At 62.5% G+C, this 16,910-nt stretch carries 15 protein-coding genes; 14 read left to right on the top strand and 1 reads right to left on the bottom strand.

What is annotated here, in order from left to right:
- The first annotated feature begins 128 nt into the window (after positions 1-128).
- From AC0Z35_RS20210 to AC0Z35_RS20195, 4 genes are read left to right on the top strand one after another with little or no spacing between them, the layout of a single operon-like run.
- A complete protein-coding gene (locus tag AC0Z35_RS20210) occupies positions 129-668 on the top strand; it encodes a fimbrial protein (RefSeq protein WP_046805627.1) in 540 nt (179 codons plus the stop codon).
- Positions 665-1,462, top strand: coding sequence for a fimbria/pilus periplasmic chaperone (locus AC0Z35_RS20205; RefSeq protein WP_485132574.1), 798 nt, complete (start codon positions 665-667; stop codon positions 1,460-1,462). Before AC0Z35_RS20210 ends, AC0Z35_RS20205 begins: the two co-directional genes overlap by 4 nt.
- An 8-nt stretch (positions 1,463-1,470) precedes the next feature.
- Positions 1,471-4,065: a fimbria/pilus outer membrane usher protein gene (locus AC0Z35_RS20200; RefSeq protein WP_485132573.1), complete on the top strand. Its 2,595-nt coding sequence runs from the start codon at positions 1,471-1,473 to the stop codon at positions 4,063-4,065.
- The gene (locus tag AC0Z35_RS20195) at positions 4,062-5,015 is read left to right on the top strand and encodes a fimbrial protein (RefSeq protein WP_485132572.1); all 954 of its coding nucleotides are present in this window, start codon (positions 4,062-4,064) and stop codon (positions 5,013-5,015) included. The genes AC0Z35_RS20200 and AC0Z35_RS20195 overlap by 4 nt, the downstream gene beginning before the upstream one ends.
- 56 nt (positions 5,016-5,071) lie before the next feature.
- Here AC0Z35_RS20195 and AC0Z35_RS20190 read toward each other — a convergent pair whose 3' ends face one another.
- Positions 5,072-6,844, bottom strand: coding sequence for a M61 family metallopeptidase (locus AC0Z35_RS20190; protein ID WP_485132571.1), 1,773 nt, complete (start codon positions 6,842-6,844; stop codon positions 5,072-5,074).
- Positions 6,845-6,883: 39 nt separating this feature from the next.
- On the opposite strand from AC0Z35_RS20190, the gene AC0Z35_RS20185 reads away from it, so the two are divergent.
- The 10 genes from AC0Z35_RS20185 (at position 6,884) to atpD (ending at position 16,905) form a co-directional block, all read left to right on the top strand.
- Positions 6,884-7,660, top strand: a complete 777-nt coding sequence (locus AC0Z35_RS20185) for an enoyl-CoA hydratase (RefSeq protein WP_008167478.1) — start codon at positions 6,884-6,886, stop codon at positions 7,658-7,660.
- A 253-nt stretch (positions 7,661-7,913) separates the two neighbouring features.
- A complete protein-coding gene (locus AC0Z35_RS20180) occupies positions 7,914-9,470 on the top strand; it encodes a DUF1254 domain-containing protein (RefSeq protein ID WP_046805630.1) in 1,557 nt (518 codons plus the stop codon).
- A gap of 486 nt (positions 9,471-9,956) precedes the next feature.
- Positions 9,957-10,388: an ATP synthase subunit I gene (locus AC0Z35_RS20175; RefSeq protein WP_104144818.1), complete on the top strand. Its 432-nt coding sequence runs from the start codon at positions 9,957-9,959 to the stop codon at positions 10,386-10,388.
- A gap of 87 nt (positions 10,389-10,475) precedes the next feature.
- Positions 10,476-11,357 carry a F0F1 ATP synthase subunit A gene (gene atpB / locus AC0Z35_RS20170; protein WP_046806633.1) on the top strand — a complete coding sequence of 294 codons (882 nt, stop codon included), beginning with the start codon at positions 10,476-10,478 and terminating at the stop codon, positions 11,355-11,357.
- A 118-nt stretch (positions 11,358-11,475) separates the two neighbouring features.
- The gene (atpE, locus tag AC0Z35_RS20165; protein ID WP_003815363.1) at positions 11,476-11,718 is read left to right on the top strand and encodes a F0F1 ATP synthase subunit C; all 243 of its coding nucleotides are present in this window, start codon (positions 11,476-11,478) and stop codon (positions 11,716-11,718) included.
- A 144-nt stretch (positions 11,719-11,862) separates the two neighbouring features.
- Positions 11,863-12,333, top strand: a complete 471-nt coding sequence (locus AC0Z35_RS20160) for a F0F1 ATP synthase subunit B (RefSeq protein WP_006227275.1) — start codon at positions 11,863-11,865, stop codon at positions 12,331-12,333.
- Positions 12,334-12,345: 12 nt separating this feature from the next.
- Positions 12,346-12,885 (top strand): F0F1 ATP synthase subunit delta, encoded by a 540-nt coding sequence (locus AC0Z35_RS20155; RefSeq protein ID WP_046806632.1) that lies wholly within the window; start codon positions 12,346-12,348, stop codon positions 12,883-12,885.
- Between the two features lie 28 nt (positions 12,886-12,913).
- Positions 12,914-14,455 (top strand): F0F1 ATP synthase subunit alpha, encoded by a 1,542-nt coding sequence (gene atpA / locus AC0Z35_RS20150; protein WP_046806631.1) that lies wholly within the window; start codon positions 12,914-12,916, stop codon positions 14,453-14,455.
- Positions 14,456-14,553: 98 nt separating this feature from the next.
- Positions 14,554-15,459, top strand: a complete 906-nt coding sequence (atpG, locus tag AC0Z35_RS20145; protein ID WP_046806630.1) for a F0F1 ATP synthase subunit gamma — start codon at positions 14,554-14,556, stop codon at positions 15,457-15,459.
- Positions 15,460-15,501: 42 nt separating this feature from the next.
- Positions 15,502-16,905: a F0F1 ATP synthase subunit beta gene (gene atpD / locus AC0Z35_RS20140; protein ID WP_046806629.1), complete on the top strand. Its 1,404-nt coding sequence runs from the start codon at positions 15,502-15,504 to the stop codon at positions 16,903-16,905.
- The last annotated feature ends 5 nt before the right edge of the window (positions 16,906-16,910 follow it).

Below are 16,910 nucleotides of genomic sequence, written 5' to 3'. Positions count from 1 at the left end.
GCCCGACGGATTCGAAACAATGGCACTCGTCCCTGCGTTGATGCGTTGAAGGCTTCAGCCTGACTCTACGCGGTGGACCCAGGGCGCGCGGGTTGCGCGCCCTGGGGACAAGTCAGTCGGAGAGTTCGGTGAATAAGAAGATTGTTGCGGCAGGCCTCGCATTTTCGTCCTTGCTGCTGTGCGGCGGCGCATTGGCGGCCGATGTGAAGTTGGTGTTCGAGGGCTACGTGTCATCGTCCACCTGCGAAATCAAGGATGTGGGCCAGGGCGGCGTCAAACAGGTGAATCTGAAGCCGGTCAGCGTCAGCGCGCTGGCCAAGCAGAACGATGTGGCCGCACGCGAGCTCATCACGTTGAATCTGACCGGCTGCTCCGGCAGCAAGGTCACCACGCGCTTTAACCGCGATGGAAACGTCGATCCCACCACGGGCGCGCTGATCAACCGGGCGGTTGCCTCCGGGAACGACACCCCCTCCAACGCACAGGTGCAGCTGCTGAACAGCAAGTACCAGCCCATCAATCTGTTCACCAACGACGGCGCTGAATCGGTCAACATCGCGGGCAATGCCGCAACGATCGAGTTCTACGCGCAGTACCTGGCGGCCACCGCCAGCACCACGCCCGGCCCGGTCCAGACCGAAGTCCTGCTGGACCTGATCTACGAATGAAGCCGGTTCCCCTTGAGCGCAAGCTCAGGGGGCTTCCGGACTACGCAAGCCGGGCCACGCTTCGCCATTTCTGCGCGTTGCTGTGCCTGGCTTGTGCAACCCTGCTGCCCCCTTCCGCCCAATCCAACGTGGTGATCGGTGGCACGCGCGTCGTCTATCCCGCCCAAGAACGCGAAGTCACGTTGCGGCTGACCAATGACGGCGGCCAGCCGGCGCTGGTGCAAGCCTGGATCGACGATGGCGACCTGGACGCCACGCCTGATGAAGTGAACGCGCCGTTCGTAATCATGCCGCCGCTTGCTCGCATCAATCCCGGCAAGGGGCAGACGTTGCGCATCGCTTATGCGCCGTCATCCACCTTGCCCGCCGACCGCGAGTCCGTCTTCTGGCTTAACGTGCTGGACGTTCCACCGCTGCCGTCCGCGCAGGTGGCAAACCACATGCAGCTGGCTTTTCGCAGCCGCATCAAATTGTTCTTTCGACCCGTCGGCCTGCCCGGCACCGCCGCCGACGCGGCCGCGCAATTGCGCTGGCAAATCGTGCAGGCAGGTAATGGCCCGGCGCTGCGGGTGCGCAACGACAGCGCGTTTCACGTGTCGTTGACGTCCGTGTCGTTGACGCTACAGGACGGCAGGGCAATATCAGTGCCCAGCCGCATGCTGGCCCCCCGGTCCGTCACGGAACTGGGCAGTGGAAAGCTGCCGAATGCGGCGGGCGCCAAAGGCGCCGTGGTATTCGAATCGGTCAACGACTACGGCGCAACGGTGCGGCGCGAAAGTCGTCTTGATCCTTAAGCGGCGTCATGGCCCGCCGTACCCCCATCAACCGTTGGCTTCTGCTTTGGTCTAGCTTGGCATGCGCCACGGCTCAAGCGACCGAACCGGTTGAATTCAACCCCGCCTTCTTTGCCAGCCGTCGAGGGCAAACGGTGGATCTATCCCGATTTCAGCAGGGCAACGCCCTGGAAGCGGGTGTCTATCAGCTGGACTTGTATTTGAACGGCAACCGCATTGGTCGCGAGCGCATCCAGATCAAAACGACGTCGCCATTCTTGCCCGACTCCTCGCCCTTGCCGTCTTCTTCGGCCACCGTCCATGCCGGCATGCAGCCGTGCCTGCCGGCCACGGTGCTTGAGCGCATCGGCGTCGACCTGTCCGGCGCGAACACCGCTGCCGACCCGCGTGCCCCGGACACCGACTGCCTGGGTGTCGATGACCTGCCTGCGGCCAGCCAGTTCGAGGTGGATATAGCCGAGCTGCGCGCCGACCTTTCCATTCCTCAGATCTACCTGAAGTCGGTGGCGCGTGGCTACGTTCCACCTGAAGAGTGGGACGCGGGCATAAACGCCGGCTTCCTGGGGTACGGCATCAACCTGTCGTCCAATCGCTTTGGCAACCGCACCGATCGCACCTTCTACAGCAGCGCGAACGCGGGCCTGAACCTGGGCGACTGGCGCTTCCGGCACAACGGCTCGTTCAGCTACACCGATCGCTCCAGCCCGGGCCAGCGCAGCCGTTATCAGGCGTTAAGCACCTACGCGCAGCGTGATGTGACCGCCGCCAGTGCCCAACTGACGCTTGGGCAGTTCTATACGCCCGGCAATCTTTTTGACAGTGTTCCGTACACGGGCCTCCAGCTCAGCAGCGACGAACGCATGCTGCCGGACTCCATGCGCGGTTTTGCGCCGGTGGTGCGCGGCGTGGCCGACACCACGGCCAAGGTCAGCGTGCGCCAGGGCAACAACCTGCTGTACGAAACCACCGTATCGCCAGGGCCTTTTGCCATCGACGACCTTTACAACACAGGCTACGCCGGCGATCTTGACGTGACGGTGACCGAAGCCGACGGGCGCACCAAGCGGTTCGTGGTGCCCTACGCGTCGGTGGCCCAGTTGCTGCGTCCCGGCAGTTCGCGCTTCAGCGTAACGGGTGGGCGGTATCGTGACGACACCCTGAACGCTCCGCCCTCGTTCATGCAGGGCACCTATCAACGCGGCTTGTCCGATACGGTGACGGGCTATGGCGGCGCCATCGTGGCGCAGCAGTATCGGGCAATTCTTGGTGGCGTGGCGGTCAGCACCCCGCTGGGCGCATTGGCGGCGGACCTGACGCAGTCTCACGCCGCGATGGGCTCTACCCGCGACACGGCCAGCGGGCGCAGCGTGCGGCTCAGTTACAGCAAGCTGCTGGAGCCTACTTCCACCAACTTCAGCGTGGTGGCGTATCGCTTTTCCAGTGAAAATTACTTGAGCCTTGGCGAATTTGCACGCATCCGCGAAGCGCGCCGGCCGTCGGCGTATGGCGGCAAAGAGCGCAGCCGCCTTCAATTCAATATCAGCCAGCCCCTGGGCAATGACTTGGGCAGCGTGACGCTGTCCGGCGTTTCGCAAAACTACTGGAACCGACACCAGCGCCGCGACACAAGCTATTACGCCAGCTACGCCAATGGCTATTCCTGGGGCAGCGTGAATATCAGCCTGGTGCGGGCCCGCGACGGACGTGGCCGCGCTGGCAACCAGTATCTGCTCAGCCTCAGCCTGCCCTTGGGACGCGGATCGAATGCGCCGTATCTCAGTACGTCCATGAACCTTGAAGGCAATGGCAAGCGCAGCGCCAATGCGTCTGTCAGCGGATCTGCCGGCGAGTCAGGGCAGTTTGGCTACAACGTCTACGGTTCGTATAACCACACCAACGGTCAAGGCAGCCGCAACCAGGGCGGCAGCGTGCGCTACGACACGGCGCACGCCAACTACAGCTTGTCGGGTAGCGGCGGCGACGGCTATCGCCAATACGGCGCGGGCATGCGGGGCACCTTGATCGCCCACGCCGGCGGCATCAACGCGACCCAGGCGCAGGGCGAAACGATGGCGGTGCTTGAGGCGCCCGACGCTTACGGCGCGGCCATCGTCTCGGGCTCGCGCGGGTACATCGGCGCGAACGGCTATGGTGCCTTGGCGGGGTTGATGCCCTACCGCCGCAACGAGGTTGCGCTGGACCCTAAAGGCACGTCGCGTGACGTCGAATTGGAAATTACCTCGCAGCAGGTGGCGCCGCGCGCGGGGGCAGTCGTGTTGCTGCGCTACCCCACCGTGGCGGGCCGGCCGATCTTGCTGAAGCTGGTGCGTGAGCACGGCGCAACGATCCCGATGGGTGCGGAAGTCATCATCCCGGGCATCGATGCCGTCACGCTGGTGGGCCAGGGCGGCCGGGCCTTTGTGCGCGGCTTGCAAGGCCAAGGGCAGCTGGCGGTCAAGTGGGGAGCCGCCGCCGATCAGCAATGTCAGGCCATCTATCAGGTGGACGAGCAGGCGGCGTCCGAAGACGTGCATTACTACCCGCAGCTGGAGCTGTCGTGCACGTCCGCCCACCCCGCTCCTCTACAGGATTCGGTGTCATGAATACATGGTTGCGACGCGCAGTTTTTGGAATCTCCCTGTTGATGTGCGCGGTACGCTCGGCTTGGGCGGCATGTACTGGCGAATCTCTGTCGACGTACATTACCGCGCAGGACTTGAAAGAAATGAAGCCGCCACGTGACGCGGCCGTGGGCAGCATCATTTACAGCAAGAATATCGACCAAGGCATCGGCTATCTGCGCTGCACCACCAACGGCGAGTGGTTTTCGTATGGATTGCAGGCGGGCGCCAAGCCCGTGCCTGGCTACAAAGACGTCTATGAAAGCGGCATTCCAGGCATAGGCATGCGGATATTCTGGACGCACGAGGGCGGGGTGTACATGAACTACCCCAGAATTCGGTTTCAGCTCCGGAACTGGCAGTATTACCCGCCGCAGAAATTCACCTTCACACTCATCAAGACCGGCCCGATCAAGTCCGGGGTGTCCTTCGCGCATCGCGCGGATGTTTATTACGGTGCGTTGCGCAGCAATATGGTGGAGTTCAGCAATGTGGCGTACGAGGTCAACAGCATGGGTTGCACGGTCCGTGACGGGCAAACGGTAAAGGTGGATCTGCTGACGATCAACAACCGTCACCTGGGTCATCGCGGCGCCACGGCCGGGGAGAAGGCGTTTGGCATTAGTCTTGAATGCGATCAAGGCGTCAAGGTGGCCTATCGGATCGATGCGGATGGCACGCCGGAACACGTCATCAAGAACGCCCAAGGGGACGGTATGGCGCGCGGCGTCGGCGTGCAACTGCTGCAGGGCGATCTGGGCAGCAACGTCGTCCAACCGCTGGGCACGCGCACGGCATTGACAACCGCCGTGACGACGGTTGACAAGGAAAGGCTGTCTATCCCGCTGGTGGCGCGCTACTACCAGACGGACGACACGCTGGTGGCGGGACTCATCAATGCCACCGCCACCGTGACGCTGTTTTACGAATAGGGATCAGTGGCCAGGGAAATGACGGGGCGGGCCGATAGCACGCCCGCCCGTGGTTCCTACACCGTCAACACGCAGTCCAGCGCTTCGGGCGCATTGAGCTTGACGCGGAAGGCGCGCAGTTCGTCGCGCCGGAAAACGTGCACCGTCACGCGGTCGCCCGGCAGGTATTGCGACAGCAGCATGTCCAGGCCCGCCGGCGCTTCCACCCGCAGTCCGTCCAGCGCCACCAGTACGTCACCCGCCGACAGCCCGCCCTTGTGGGCCGCGCCGCCCTCCAGCACCGTGGCAAGCGTCAGCGCGTCGCCTTGCTTGCGCGTGCGCACGTCCAGCGTAGGTATATTGACCGACGTTTTCCAGTGCAGCGTGATGCCTTGATCGGCAAGCAGTTCGGCCAGCGGCACGTCGGCCGTGCCGTAGGCGTGGCGTGCGATGAAGCGCCGGGTGTCCACGCCGGTGGCTTCCAGGATCAGCCCCGGCAGCGCGTCTTCCGGCAGGCCTTGCGGCTTGCCCTGATAGAAGTCGCGGCCGTAGCGGTCCCATAGCAAACCCATCACGTCGTCCAGCGAGCGCGCGCCGCCACTTTCACGGCGGATCAGCAAGTCCAGCCCCAGCGCCACCAGCGCGCCCTTGGTGTAGTAGCTGACCAGCGCATTGGCCGAGTTCTCGTCCTGCTTGTAATACCGCGTCCACGCGTCGAACGAACTTTCCGCCACCGACTGTTTGGCGCGGCCCGGGGTGCGGGCGACGCTGGTGATGGTCTTGGCCAGCAGGCGCAGATATTCCGTTTGCGTGATTGCGCCGGAACGCAGCAGCAGCAGGTCGTCGTAGTAAGACGTGAAGCCCTCAAACACCCACAACAAACGCGTCAGGTCGGGCTGCTCTAGATGGTAGGGGGCAAACGCCTGCGGCTTGATGCGCTTGACGTTCCAGGTGTGGAAGTACTCATGGCTGACCAGACCGAGAAAGCCGCGATAGCCTTCCCCCTGGCCTTGCTGGCCCAGCACCGGCAGGTCTTTGCGGGCCGTCATCAGCGCGGTGCTGGCGCGGTGCTCCAGGCCGCCGTAGCCGTCGCCCGTGATCATGGTCATGAACACGTAGCGGTTGGAGCTGTCCAGGAAGGGCGCGCGTTTGGTGCGCGGCTCGAAGAATTCAATCTGCGTGTCGCAGATCTTTTTCACGTCGGATGCGATGCGAGCCAAATCCAGGTTGGGCGCCACGCCCGTGAACACCAGTTCGTGCTCCGCGCCATGCGAGGTAAAGCTGACCACCTGCGGCCGACCCATTTCCACCGGGTGGTCGATCAGCGCATCGTAGTCGGGCGCCAGGTACAGCCCAAAGCCGTGGCGCCGTGCCGCGCCCCGCTGGCCGGTGGCTTCCGGCAGGCTGGTGTAGACCTTCCAGCCGTCGATGCCGCGCGGGGGCGCCAGGTCAAGCAGGCAAGGCAGGTGGTCTTGCCCGTGTACGCGCAGGAAGACGCTGGTGCCATTGAAAAAGCCATGCGTTTCATCCAGGTGCGCGCCGCGTACCGACAAGTCCCAGGCATAGACCACGTATTCCACGCGCAGGGGGCCGTCGACGGACGCGGCCTGCCAGGTGTGGTTATCAATTTTGTCGACAATCACCCGGCGCGAACCCGAGTACGCCGCCACGGATTCAATCTGGCGGGAAAAGTCGCGGATCAGATAGCTGCCCGGAATCCAGGCCGGCAACGACAAGCGCTGGCCGTCGGGCGAGGGGGCGTCGATCGTTAGGGTTATCCGGTAGCGGTGTCCGGCCGGGTCATAGGGCGTCAGGCGGTAAAGTACGGGGCAAGCGTTGTCTTTTTTCATGCTCGTATCTTATTTCATACTTCCTACTGGAGACATTCAATGAGCGAGTCGTTTGTGCTGGTCGAAACCCGGGGCCGCGTCGGTCTGCTGACGCTGAACCGCCCCAAGGCGCTGAACGCGCTGAACGATCAACTGATGGATGAGCTCGGCGCGGCGCTGCTGGCGTTCGAGGCCAACGCCGACATCGGCTGCGTGGTCATCACCGGCAGCGAAAAAGCGTTTGCCGCGGGCGCGGACATCGGCGCCATGAAAGACTGGTCGTACATGGACGTGTATGGCAGCGAATACATCACCCGCAACTGGGAAACCCTGAAGCGCATTCGCAAACCCGTGATCGCCGCCGTGGCCGGCTATGCCTTGGGCGGCGGTTGCGAGCTGGCCATGATGTGCGACATCATCATCGCCGCCGACACCGCCAAGTTCGGCCAGCCCGAAATCAAGCTGGGCGTGATCCCCGGCGCGGGCGGCACGCAGCGTCTGCCGCGCGCGGTGGGCAAGGCCAAGGCCATGGACCTGGCATTGACCGCCCGCATGATGGGCGCTGAAGAAGCCGAGCGCGCCGGCCTGGTGTCCCGCGTGGTGGCGGCCGACAAGCTGATGGAAGAAGCGCTGGATGCGGCCACCGTGATCGCCTCGATGTCGCTGCCATCCGTGATGATGGCCAAGGAATGCGTGAACCGCGCGTTCGAAGGCTCGTTGAACGAAGGCTTGTTGTTCGAGCGCCGCGTGTTCCATTCGTTGTTCGCCACTGAAGACCAGAAGGAAGGCATGGCGGCTTTCACCGAAAAGCGCAAACCGGACTTTAAACACCGTTAAGGCTTGTTACGACAGTAAAACGCCCGCGCCAATGTCGCGGGATGCCCAGCGCGCCCGCACCGGCGCGCTTTTTCATGGGCGCGAAGGGCGTGCAGGCACGTTGCGCCTTGAAACGTCTGGGCAGCACCTTGTTGCAGGGTTCTTCCCTATGCTGGTTAAGCGTCATCAAGAGGTGCCGCGCCAGAGCGGCTTGCCCCACTGGCAAGTCCCGCGCGGCGGCTCGCTAGCAAACAAAATCAAGAAGGAGCCTTGCATGCGTACATTTATCGCTAACCGCCGGTGGTCGACCGCGGTACTCGCCGGCGCGTTGAGCGTCTGCTTCATGACCGCCACCCAGGCTCAATCGCCGCAGCCCTCGCTGCGCCTGGTTTCTGAAACGCCTTATCCGGCCTCGTCCGCGCCCGCGCCGCAGATGAGCGAAGCGGAATTGCGTGACACCGCGATCGACGCCTATGTCTACGCCTACCCGATGGTGCTGATGGAGTTGGCGCGTCGCAAGGCTACCGCCGTGCAAACGCCGCTGGACGGCCGCGCGCCCGTCAACCAGTTCGGCCACAAGACCGCGTTCCCGGACCCGCGCGCCGCCGATACCCCGTGGCCCAGCGCCGATGCGCTGTACTCCAGCCTGTGGTTCGACGTGTCGCAAGCGCCGCTGATCGTGAACCTGCCCGATACCGGCGGCCGTTACTCGGTGCTGTCGGCGCTGGACATGTGGAGCGACGTGTTCGCCTCGCGCGGCACGCGCACCAACGGTCGCGGCGCGCAGTCGTTTGCGATCGTCGGCCCGAACTGGCAAGGGACCCTGCCCACGGGCATGGACGTCATCCACAGCCCGACCTCGACGGGTTGGCTGATCGGCTGGACTCAAACCGGTGGCCCGCAAGACTATGCTGCCGTGAATCAGATCCAGGCCGGCATGACCGCGTCGCCGCTGCTCGCCCCGGCAGCGTCCGCCACCACCCCGTCCCGCAACCGCAACGCCGGCAACGCGTATCCGCAAACCGGTTCGCGCGTGGGCTCGGCGCCAATTGGCAGCGGCTTGCCCATGCCGACGCCGGTGAATGTTCCGGACGGCACGCCCGCCGAACAAGCCGCCAGCATGGACGCCGCGTCGTTCTTCACGGTGTTCTTCGACGTGCTGCGCAACAACCCGCCGCACGCCAACGACACGCCCATCCTGGATCGCATGCGCCGCATCGGCCTGGATAGCCGCCAACCGTTCTCGTATGGTCGCCTGAGCCCGACGGTGCAACAGGCGCTGGCTGATGCGCAACCGCTGGCGGGTCGCCGTATCGCTGATGGCGTGGCGCGCCTGGGGACGCCGATCAACGGCTGGAATACCGTGCTGTCCGGCATCGGCACCTATGGAACCGACTATTCGCGCCGCGCCGCCATCGCCTACGCAGGCTTGGGCGCGCCGACGCCGGAAGACGTGCTGTATCCGGTGACCGTGTCCGACTCGAAGGGCCGCCAGCTCAAGTCCGATGAAGACTACGTGCTGCACTTCGACAAGGGCCAGCTGCCGCCGGCCAATGCGTTCTGGTCGCTGCACGTCTATAACGACAAGCACGGCTTTGGCGAGAACCCGGCCAACCGCTACGCGCTGCGCAGCACCGACGGCCTGAAGTACAACGCGGACGGTTCGCTGGACATCTACATCCAGCGCCGCGACCCGGGCGAGAAGAAGCGTTCCAACTGGATCAGCTCGCCGGCCGCCGACGGCCCGTTCCTGTTGAGCATGCGTTTGTATTGGCCGCAGGACACCGCGCTGGACGGCCTGTGGGCGCCGCCGCCGGTCAAGGAAGATTGATCTGCGCGGTGTCGGTGTATTAGCACCGCTTGTCGAAACTAAAATCGGCCCTTTGAACAAGGGCCGATTTTTTATCGCGGGCCGCGTGGGGCAAGGCTTGCGGGGCCGTTGAGCAAGCATTGCTCGCGTCCCTAATTTCAGCGTTGCGCGGCCGTTGCATCCACCTTACAAACGGCCGAAAGTTCATTTGCTTGGGCAAAAAGATTCACGCTATACTCTGCGGGTTTGACGCTTGCGGGATAAGAACACGTGGCGGCCGGGTATGCAAAAGCGGGGCTGAAAAGCACTGACATGCATGGGCAAGCCGGTTCTGACAGGGTAGTAGTGCAGCGGGGATGCTTGATGCAAAAGATGCGCGGGTCGGAAGTAGAGGCAGCGCAAAGCTCAGCACAAGGCTCGATGCAAGGCGCGTTGTATGGTGAAAAAACCGGCGAAAAAACCGGTGAAAAGCCAGGTGAAAAACCGCAACTGCGCCAGCAGCGAGATTTGTTGGACCAGGATGACGAAGTAAAAGTTCTGGTGCTTAGCGACGCGGATCGCGCCGCGCTGAATGCTCAAGCAAGCCGAGGTCTCCTGTTGGCATTGGCGGCGCAGGGCGCCATGGGGCTCGCAGCGGCAGTAATTGCGGGAGTTGTCGGAGGGGCGGCGGCGGGTTGGTCGGCGCTGGCGGGGGCGGGAGCGTATTTCATACCCAATGCATTGTTTGCATTGCGCCTGGTTGTCAGCGTTCGGGCTGGTCGCGCCAACCCTTTTACCTTTCTCTCTGGTGAGTTGATCAAGTTATTCGCAACGGCATTGTTGTTGTGGATGCTTTCGCGTGTGGCACAGGACAGTCTGGTTTGGCCTGCCGCATTGCTGGGTTTGATACTCACATTGAAGGGCTACCTCCTGCTCTTGATGTTCCGCAAGTTGTCTTAGCGCCGAGCAGTAAGTAGCGGCAAACGTGATCGTGGAATCGTCCGGCTCGCAAGGGTTCGGGCATACAGCAAATAGGGTAGGATTCAAATGGCTGCTGCCAGCGACGTGTCGCCTCAGTCCGCGTATATTCAGCATCACCTGGTGCATCTGAACAATACCGGTGAAAAACAGAGCGCAATTGCTCAGTTCGACGTCATCAATTACGACTCGTTGTTCTGGTCCGGCCTGATGGGTCTGATCGTCATTTTCTTTCTGTGGCGCGCTGCTCGCCGCGCCACCAGTGGCGTGCCGACCCGCTTCCAGGCTTTCGTGGAAATGATCGTCGACATGGTCGACGACCAGGCCAAGGGCATCGTCCACAACGCCAAAAGCCGTCTTTTCATCGCCCCGCTGGCGCTCACCGTGTTCCTCTGGATCATCCTGATGAACGCGCTGGACTTGCTGCCGGTTGATCTGCTGCCCTCCATCTGGCGCCTGACCGGCCTGGGTGCGCATCACGGCGACCCCCTCTACTACCACCGCATTCTGCCGACGGCCGACTTGAACGTGCCGATGGGCATGTCGCTGGGCGTGCTGCTGCTGATGTTCTATTACGGCATCAAGATCAAGCACCCGGGCGGCTTCGTCAAAGAACTGTTCACCGCGCCGTTCCATGCGCATGGCCTGGGCGCCGTTGTGCTGGCCCCGTTCAACCTGCTGCTGAACCTGATCGAATACGCCGCCAAGTCCGTGTCGCTGGGCATGCGGTTGTTCGGCAACATGTTCGCCGGCGAACTGATTTTCATGCTGATCGCCCTGCTGGGCGGCGCCTGGACCGGCTTTAACGGCGCCAGCATCGGCTTGGGAATCGGCCACATCCTGGCCGGCTCCATCTGGGCGATCTTCCACATCCTGATCGTTCTTCTGCAGGCCTTCATCTTCATGATGCTGACGCTGGTGTATCTCGGCCAGGCACACGAAGGCCACTGATCCCCCGAATTTCCTGCGCTGGCCACCCGGCCAGCGTGGGATAGCAAGATTATCTTGCATTGAGCTGTACCCCTTATTTTTCAATTTTTGACTTCAGATTTCTAACCAAGGAGTTGTCATGACCAACGTCGCTTTCGTTGCCCTCGCTTGCGGTCTCATCATCGGTTTGGGTGCTATCGGCGCTTGCATCGGCATCGCATTGATGGGCGGCAAGTATCTGGAAGCTTCGGCTCGTCAGCCTGAGCTGATGAACGCTCTGCAAACGAAGATGTTCCTGCTGGCCGGCCTGATCGACGCGGCATTCCTGATCGGCGTGGGTATTGCCATGCTGTTCGCCTTCGCCAACCCGTTCGTCGGTTAAGGCAGCGCCCGCCGGCGAATAGGCGGGTCATGACGTTGGCGGCGATGTGGGCAACAGCCCCGTCGCCGGCCAGCAAAGTATCGAGTGCTCCGTGACGCCCCTTTCCGGGTGCGGTCGGAGCCGCAAGGTGTTAAAGGAACGACCGTGAATCTGAACGCGACGATCATTTTCCAGATGCTCGTGTTCTTCGTTCTGGGCTGGTTCACGATGAAATTCGTGTGGCCTCCTCTGACGAAGGCGATGGACGAGCGCCGCCAAAAAATCGCCGACGGCCTTGCCGCCGCCGAGAAGGGCAAAGCCGACTTGGCTCAAGCCCAGGCGCGCGTCAGTCTGATCGAGGCTTCTGCCAAGTCCGAAAACCACGCCCGCATCATCGAGGCCGAGAAGCAAGCCGCCTCCCTGATCGAGCAAGCCCGCCGTGAAGCGGAAGCTGAACGCGCCCGTATCGTGGCTCAGGCTGCTCAGGATGCCGCGCAGGAAGTCCAGCGCGCTCGTGACTCGCTGCGCGACGATGTTGCCGCGTTGGCTGTCAAGGGTGCTGAACAGATCCTCAAGCGCGAGGTTGACGCCCGCGCCCACGCCGAGCTGCTCAACCAGCTTCGCGCGCAGCTTTAATCCGGGACCGTCATGGCTGAACTTTCCACTGTTGCCCGGCCCTACGCTGAAGCGCTCTTCAGCGCAGCGCGCGACGACAAGGCCGGCTTGCCGGCCTGGGCCGACCTGGTCAGCGAAATGTCGCAGGTCGCCTCCAACCCCGACGTGCGCGAGGCCATGGCCGACCCGCGTCTGGGCGATAAGCAGCGCGTCGAGCTGTTCTCCGGCCTGATCAAGGCCGAATTGCCGCAGGCCGCCCGTAATTTCATCGAGTTGCTGGTTGAAAACGACCGGCTGCTGCTGCTGCCCGACATCGCCTCGCAATTCGTGGTGCTGCGCAATCGTCACGAGGGCACGGCGCAGGCGGAAATCACCAGCGCGTTCGAGCTGAGCGACGCCCAGGTCAAAGACCTGGTTGCCGCCCTTGAACAAAAATTCGGCCTCAAGCTCAAGCCCAACGTCACCGTCGACCAGTCGTTGATCGGCGGCGTGCGCGTGGCTGTCGGCGACCAAGTGCTCGATACTTCCGTACAAGCTCAATTGGTCCGCATGCGCGATCAGCTCGCCGCTTAAGGCAACTAACAGGATTCCAGGAGTCAATATGCAACTCAATCCCTCCGAGATCAGCGAACTGCTCAAGAGCCGCATCGAGGGCCTGGGCGCTTCGGCTGATGTCCGTACTCAGGGCACCGTCGTGTCCGTGACCGACGGTATTACCCGCATCCACGGCTTGTCCGACGTGATGCAGGGCGAAATGCTCGAATTTCCCAACAATGTTTTCGGTCTGGCGCTCAACCTTGAGCGCGATTCCGTCGGCGCCGTTATTCTGGGCGACTACACCGGCATCTCCGAAGGCGACCAGGTCAAGACGACCGGCCGCATTCTGGAAGTCCCGGTCGGTCCGGAACTGAAAGGCCGCGTGGTCAACACGCTGGGCGAGCCGATTGACGGCAAGGGCCCGGTCAACGCCAAAGAAACCGACATCATTGAAAAAGTGGCGCCTGGCGTTATCGCCCGCCGCTCGGTGTCGCAGCCGCTGCAAACCGGCGTCAAGGCTATCGACTCGATGGTGCCGATCGGCCGTGGCCAGCGCGAGCTGATCATTGGCGACCGCCAAACCGGCAAGACCGCTGTCGCCGTCGACACGATCATCAGCCAGAAGGGCAAGGGCGTCACCTGCGTGTACGTCGCTATCGGCCAGAAGGCTTCCACGATCAACAACGTGGTGCGCAAGCTGGAAGAGCACGGCGCGATGGAATACACCATCGTCGTGGCCGCTTCGGCTTCGGACTCGGCCGCCATGCAATACCTGGCCGCCTACGCCGGTTGCACCATGGGCGAATACTTCCGCGATCGTGGCGAAGACGCCCTGATCGTTTATGACGACCTGACCAAGCAAGCCTGGGCCTACCGCCAGGTGTCGCTGCTGCTGCGCCGTCCGCCGGGCCGCGAAGCTTACCCGGGCGACGTGTTCTACCTGCACTCGCGTCTGCTGGAACGTGCTGCCCGCGTGAACGAAGACTACGTCGAAAAGTTCACCAACGGCGCCGTCAAGGGCAAGACCGGTTCGCTGACCGCACTGCCGATCATCGAAACCCAGGCAGGCGACGTGTCCGCCTTCGTTCCGACCAACGTGATCTCGATCACCGACGGCCAGATCTTCCTGGAAACCGACCTGTTCAACGCCGGTGTCCGCCCCGCTATCAACGCCGGTATCTCGGTGTCGCGTGTGGGTGGCGCTGCTCAGACCAAGGTCGTCAAGAAGCTGTCCGGCGGTATCCGTACCGACTTGGCGCAGTACCGTGAACTGGCCGCCTTCGCGCAATTCGCCTCGGACCTGGACGACGCCACCCGTCGCCAGCTGGAACGCGGCAAGCGCGTGGTCGAACTGCTCAAGCAGCCGCAATACCAGCCGCTGCAAGTGTGGGAACTGGCCGTCACGCTGTACGCGGTCAACAACGGCTACCTGGATGACGTGGACGTGGCCCAAGTGCTGTCGTTCGAGAAGTCGCTGAAGGATCAGTTGAAGGCCAAGCATGCGGCCATGATCCAGCGCATCGAAGACACCAAGGAACTGTCCAAGGACGACGAGGCCGAACTGGCCACCGCCGTTCAGGAATTCAAGAAGCACGGTGCTTTTTAAGAAAGTGATGGGTTAGGCGTCTGCAACGCCTCACCCGTCCTTACCGGATGGTTGAGGCGTGAGCGGAACCCATCGGCCAGTCTTCACAGGAAAGCGCAATGCCCGGAATTAAGGAAATCCGAACCAAGATCAAGAGCGTGCAAAACACGCGCAAGATCACCAAGGCGATGGAAATGGTCGCCGCATCCAAAATGCGCAAGGCGCAGGAACGGATGCGTGCTGGTCGTCCGTACGCCACCAAGGTGCGCGAGATTGCTGCGCACCTGATGCAAGCCAACCCCGAGTACAGCCACCCGTACCTGGTCGAACGCGAAATCAAAGCGGTCGGCGTGGTCATGGTGACGACTGACAAGGGTTTGTGCGGCGGCTTGAACACCAACATCACCCGCGTGACGTTGGGCAAGCTGAAAGAGTTCGAGAAAAACGGCATCGCCGTGCAAGCGACCGCTTTCGGCAACAAGGGCGTGGGTGTGCTGACCCGTATCGGCGCCAAACTGGTTTCCCAGGAAGTGCAACTGGGCGACAAGCCGCAACTGGACCGCCTGCTGGGCGCGATCAAGGTGCAGCTGGACGCCTACCTGGACGGCCGCATCGACGCGCTGTACGTGGCTTCGACCCGCTTCGTCAACACGATGAAGCAGGAGCCGCTGTTCCTGCGCCTGCTGCCGTTGGCCAGTGGTTTGGATGATCCGTACCAATCGGGTGCCGAAAGCCTGGCCAAGACGTCGGAAGTGAAGTCGGACTACAGCTGGGATTACATCTACGAACCCGACGCCCGTAGCGTGATCGACGACCTGCTGCAGCGTTACGTTGAAGGCCTGCTGTATCAAGCCGTGGCCGAGAACATGGCTTCGGAGCAGTCGGCCCGGATGGTCGCCATGAAGGCGGCGTCGGACAACGCCAAGAAGGTCATCGGAGAGCTGCAACTGGTCTACAACAAGACCCGCCAGGCCGCGATCACCAAAGAAATTTCGGAAATCGTAGGGGGCGCTGCCGCCGTTTAAGGCAGGCAGCTCCCGTCTAAAGCTATCAAGCAAGGAATCGACATGAGCAACGGAACCATCGTTCAGTGCATCGGCGCCGTGGTGGATATTCAGTTCCCCCGCGATCACATGCCCAAGATCTATGAAGCGCTTACCCTGGCTGACGACGAGTCTTCGTCGTTCGCTGAAAAGGGCCTGACGCTGGAAGTGCAGCAACAGCTGGGCGACGGCGTGGTGCGTACCATTGCGCTGGGCTCCAGCGACGGTCTGCGTCGCGGCATGAAGGTCACGGGCACGGGCGCTCCGATCTCGGTGCCGGTCGGCACCGGCACGCTGGGCCGCATCATGGACGTGCTGGGTCGTCCCATCGACGAAGCCGGCCCGATCCAGCACGAAGAAAAGCGTGGCATTCACCAAGCGGCTCCCCGTTTCGACGAACTGTCGCCGTCGGTGGAACTGCTGGAAACCGGCATCAAGGTTATTGACTTGGTCTGCCCGTTCGCAAAGGGCGGCAAGGTTGGCCTGTTCGGCGGCGCCGGCGTGGGCAAGACCGTGAACATGATGGAACTCATCAACAACATCGCCAAGCAGCACAGCGGTTTGTCGGTGTTTGCCGGCGTGGGTGAGCGTACCCGCGAAGGCAACGACTTCTACCACGAAATGGAAGAGTCGAACGTTCTGGACAAGGTCGCCATGGTGTTCGGCCAGATGAACGAACCCCCGGGCAACCGTCTGCGCGTGGCGCTGACCGGCCTGACGATGGCCGAGAAGTTCCGTGACGAAGGCCGCGACATCCTGTTCTTCGTGGACAACATCTACCGCTACACGTTGGCCGGTACCGAAGTGTCCGCACTGCTGGGTCGTATGCCGTCGGCCGTGGGCTACCAGCCCACGCTGGCTGAAGAAATGGGCAAGCTGCAAGAGCGCATCACGTCGACCAAGACGGGCTCGATCACCTCCATCCAGGCCGTGTACGTCCCTGCGGATGACTTGACCGATCCGTCGCCTGCCACGACCTTCCAGCATTTGGACTCCACCGTCGTGCTGTCGCGTGACATCGCTTCGCTGGGTATCTACCCGGCCGTGGACCCGCTGGATTCGTCCAGCCGCCAGCTCGACCCGCAAGTCGTCGGCGAAGAGCACTACGCCGTTGCGCGTGGCGTGCAGCAAACGCTGCAACGCTACAAGGAACTGCGCGACATCATCGCGATTCTGGGCATGGACGAACTGTCGCCCGAAGACAAGCAGGCCGTGGCCCGCGCGCGTAAGATCCAGCGCTTCCTGTCGCAGCCGTTCCACGTGGCTGAAGTGTTTACCGGCTCGCCCGGCAAGTACGTCCCGCTGGCCGAAACCATCCGTGGTTTCAAGATGATCGTGAACGGCGAGTGCGATGCCCTGCCGGAACAGGCCTTCTACATGGTCGGTTCGATCGACGAGGCCTTCGAGAAGGCCAAGAAACTGCAATAAGGAAC

This window comes from Achromobacter sp. 1L-A-4-B-C2, assembly GCF_057291955.1.
This window is presented reverse-complemented; position numbering and strand designations above follow the sequence as displayed.

Excerpts from the sequence above, each read along its gene's own strand:
- AC0Z35_RS20205 (WP_485132574.1), top strand. The coding sequence starts at position 665 with ATGAAGCCGGTTCCCCTTGAGCGCAAGCTCAGGGGGCTTCCGGACTAC.
- AC0Z35_RS20200 (WP_485132573.1), top strand. The coding sequence starts at position 1,471 with ATGGCCCGCCGTACCCCCATCAACCGTTGGCTTCTGCTTTGGTCTAGC.
- AC0Z35_RS20195 (WP_485132572.1), top strand. The coding sequence starts at position 4,062 with ATGAATACATGGTTGCGACGCGCAGTTTTTGGAATCTCCCTGTTGATG.
- AC0Z35_RS20190 (WP_485132571.1), bottom strand. The coding sequence starts at position 6,844 with ATGAAAAAAGACAACGCTTGCCCCGTACTTTACCGCCTGACGCCCTAT.
- AC0Z35_RS20185 (WP_008167478.1), top strand. The coding sequence starts at position 6,884 with ATGAGCGAGTCGTTTGTGCTGGTCGAAACCCGGGGCCGCGTCGGTCTG.
- AC0Z35_RS20180 (WP_046805630.1), top strand. The coding sequence starts at position 7,914 with ATGCGTACATTTATCGCTAACCGCCGGTGGTCGACCGCGGTACTCGCC.
- atpB (WP_046806633.1), top strand. The coding sequence starts at position 10,476 with ATGGCTGCTGCCAGCGACGTGTCGCCTCAGTCCGCGTATATTCAGCAT.
- atpE (WP_003815363.1), top strand. The coding sequence starts at position 11,476 with ATGACCAACGTCGCTTTCGTTGCCCTCGCTTGCGGTCTCATCATCGGT.
- AC0Z35_RS20155 (WP_046806632.1), top strand. The coding sequence starts at position 12,346 with ATGGCTGAACTTTCCACTGTTGCCCGGCCCTACGCTGAAGCGCTCTTC.
- atpA (WP_046806631.1), top strand. The coding sequence starts at position 12,914 with ATGCAACTCAATCCCTCCGAGATCAGCGAACTGCTCAAGAGCCGCATC.
- atpG (WP_046806630.1), top strand. The coding sequence starts at position 14,554 with ATGCCCGGAATTAAGGAAATCCGAACCAAGATCAAGAGCGTGCAAAAC.
- atpD (WP_046806629.1), top strand. The coding sequence starts at position 15,502 with ATGAGCAACGGAACCATCGTTCAGTGCATCGGCGCCGTGGTGGATATT.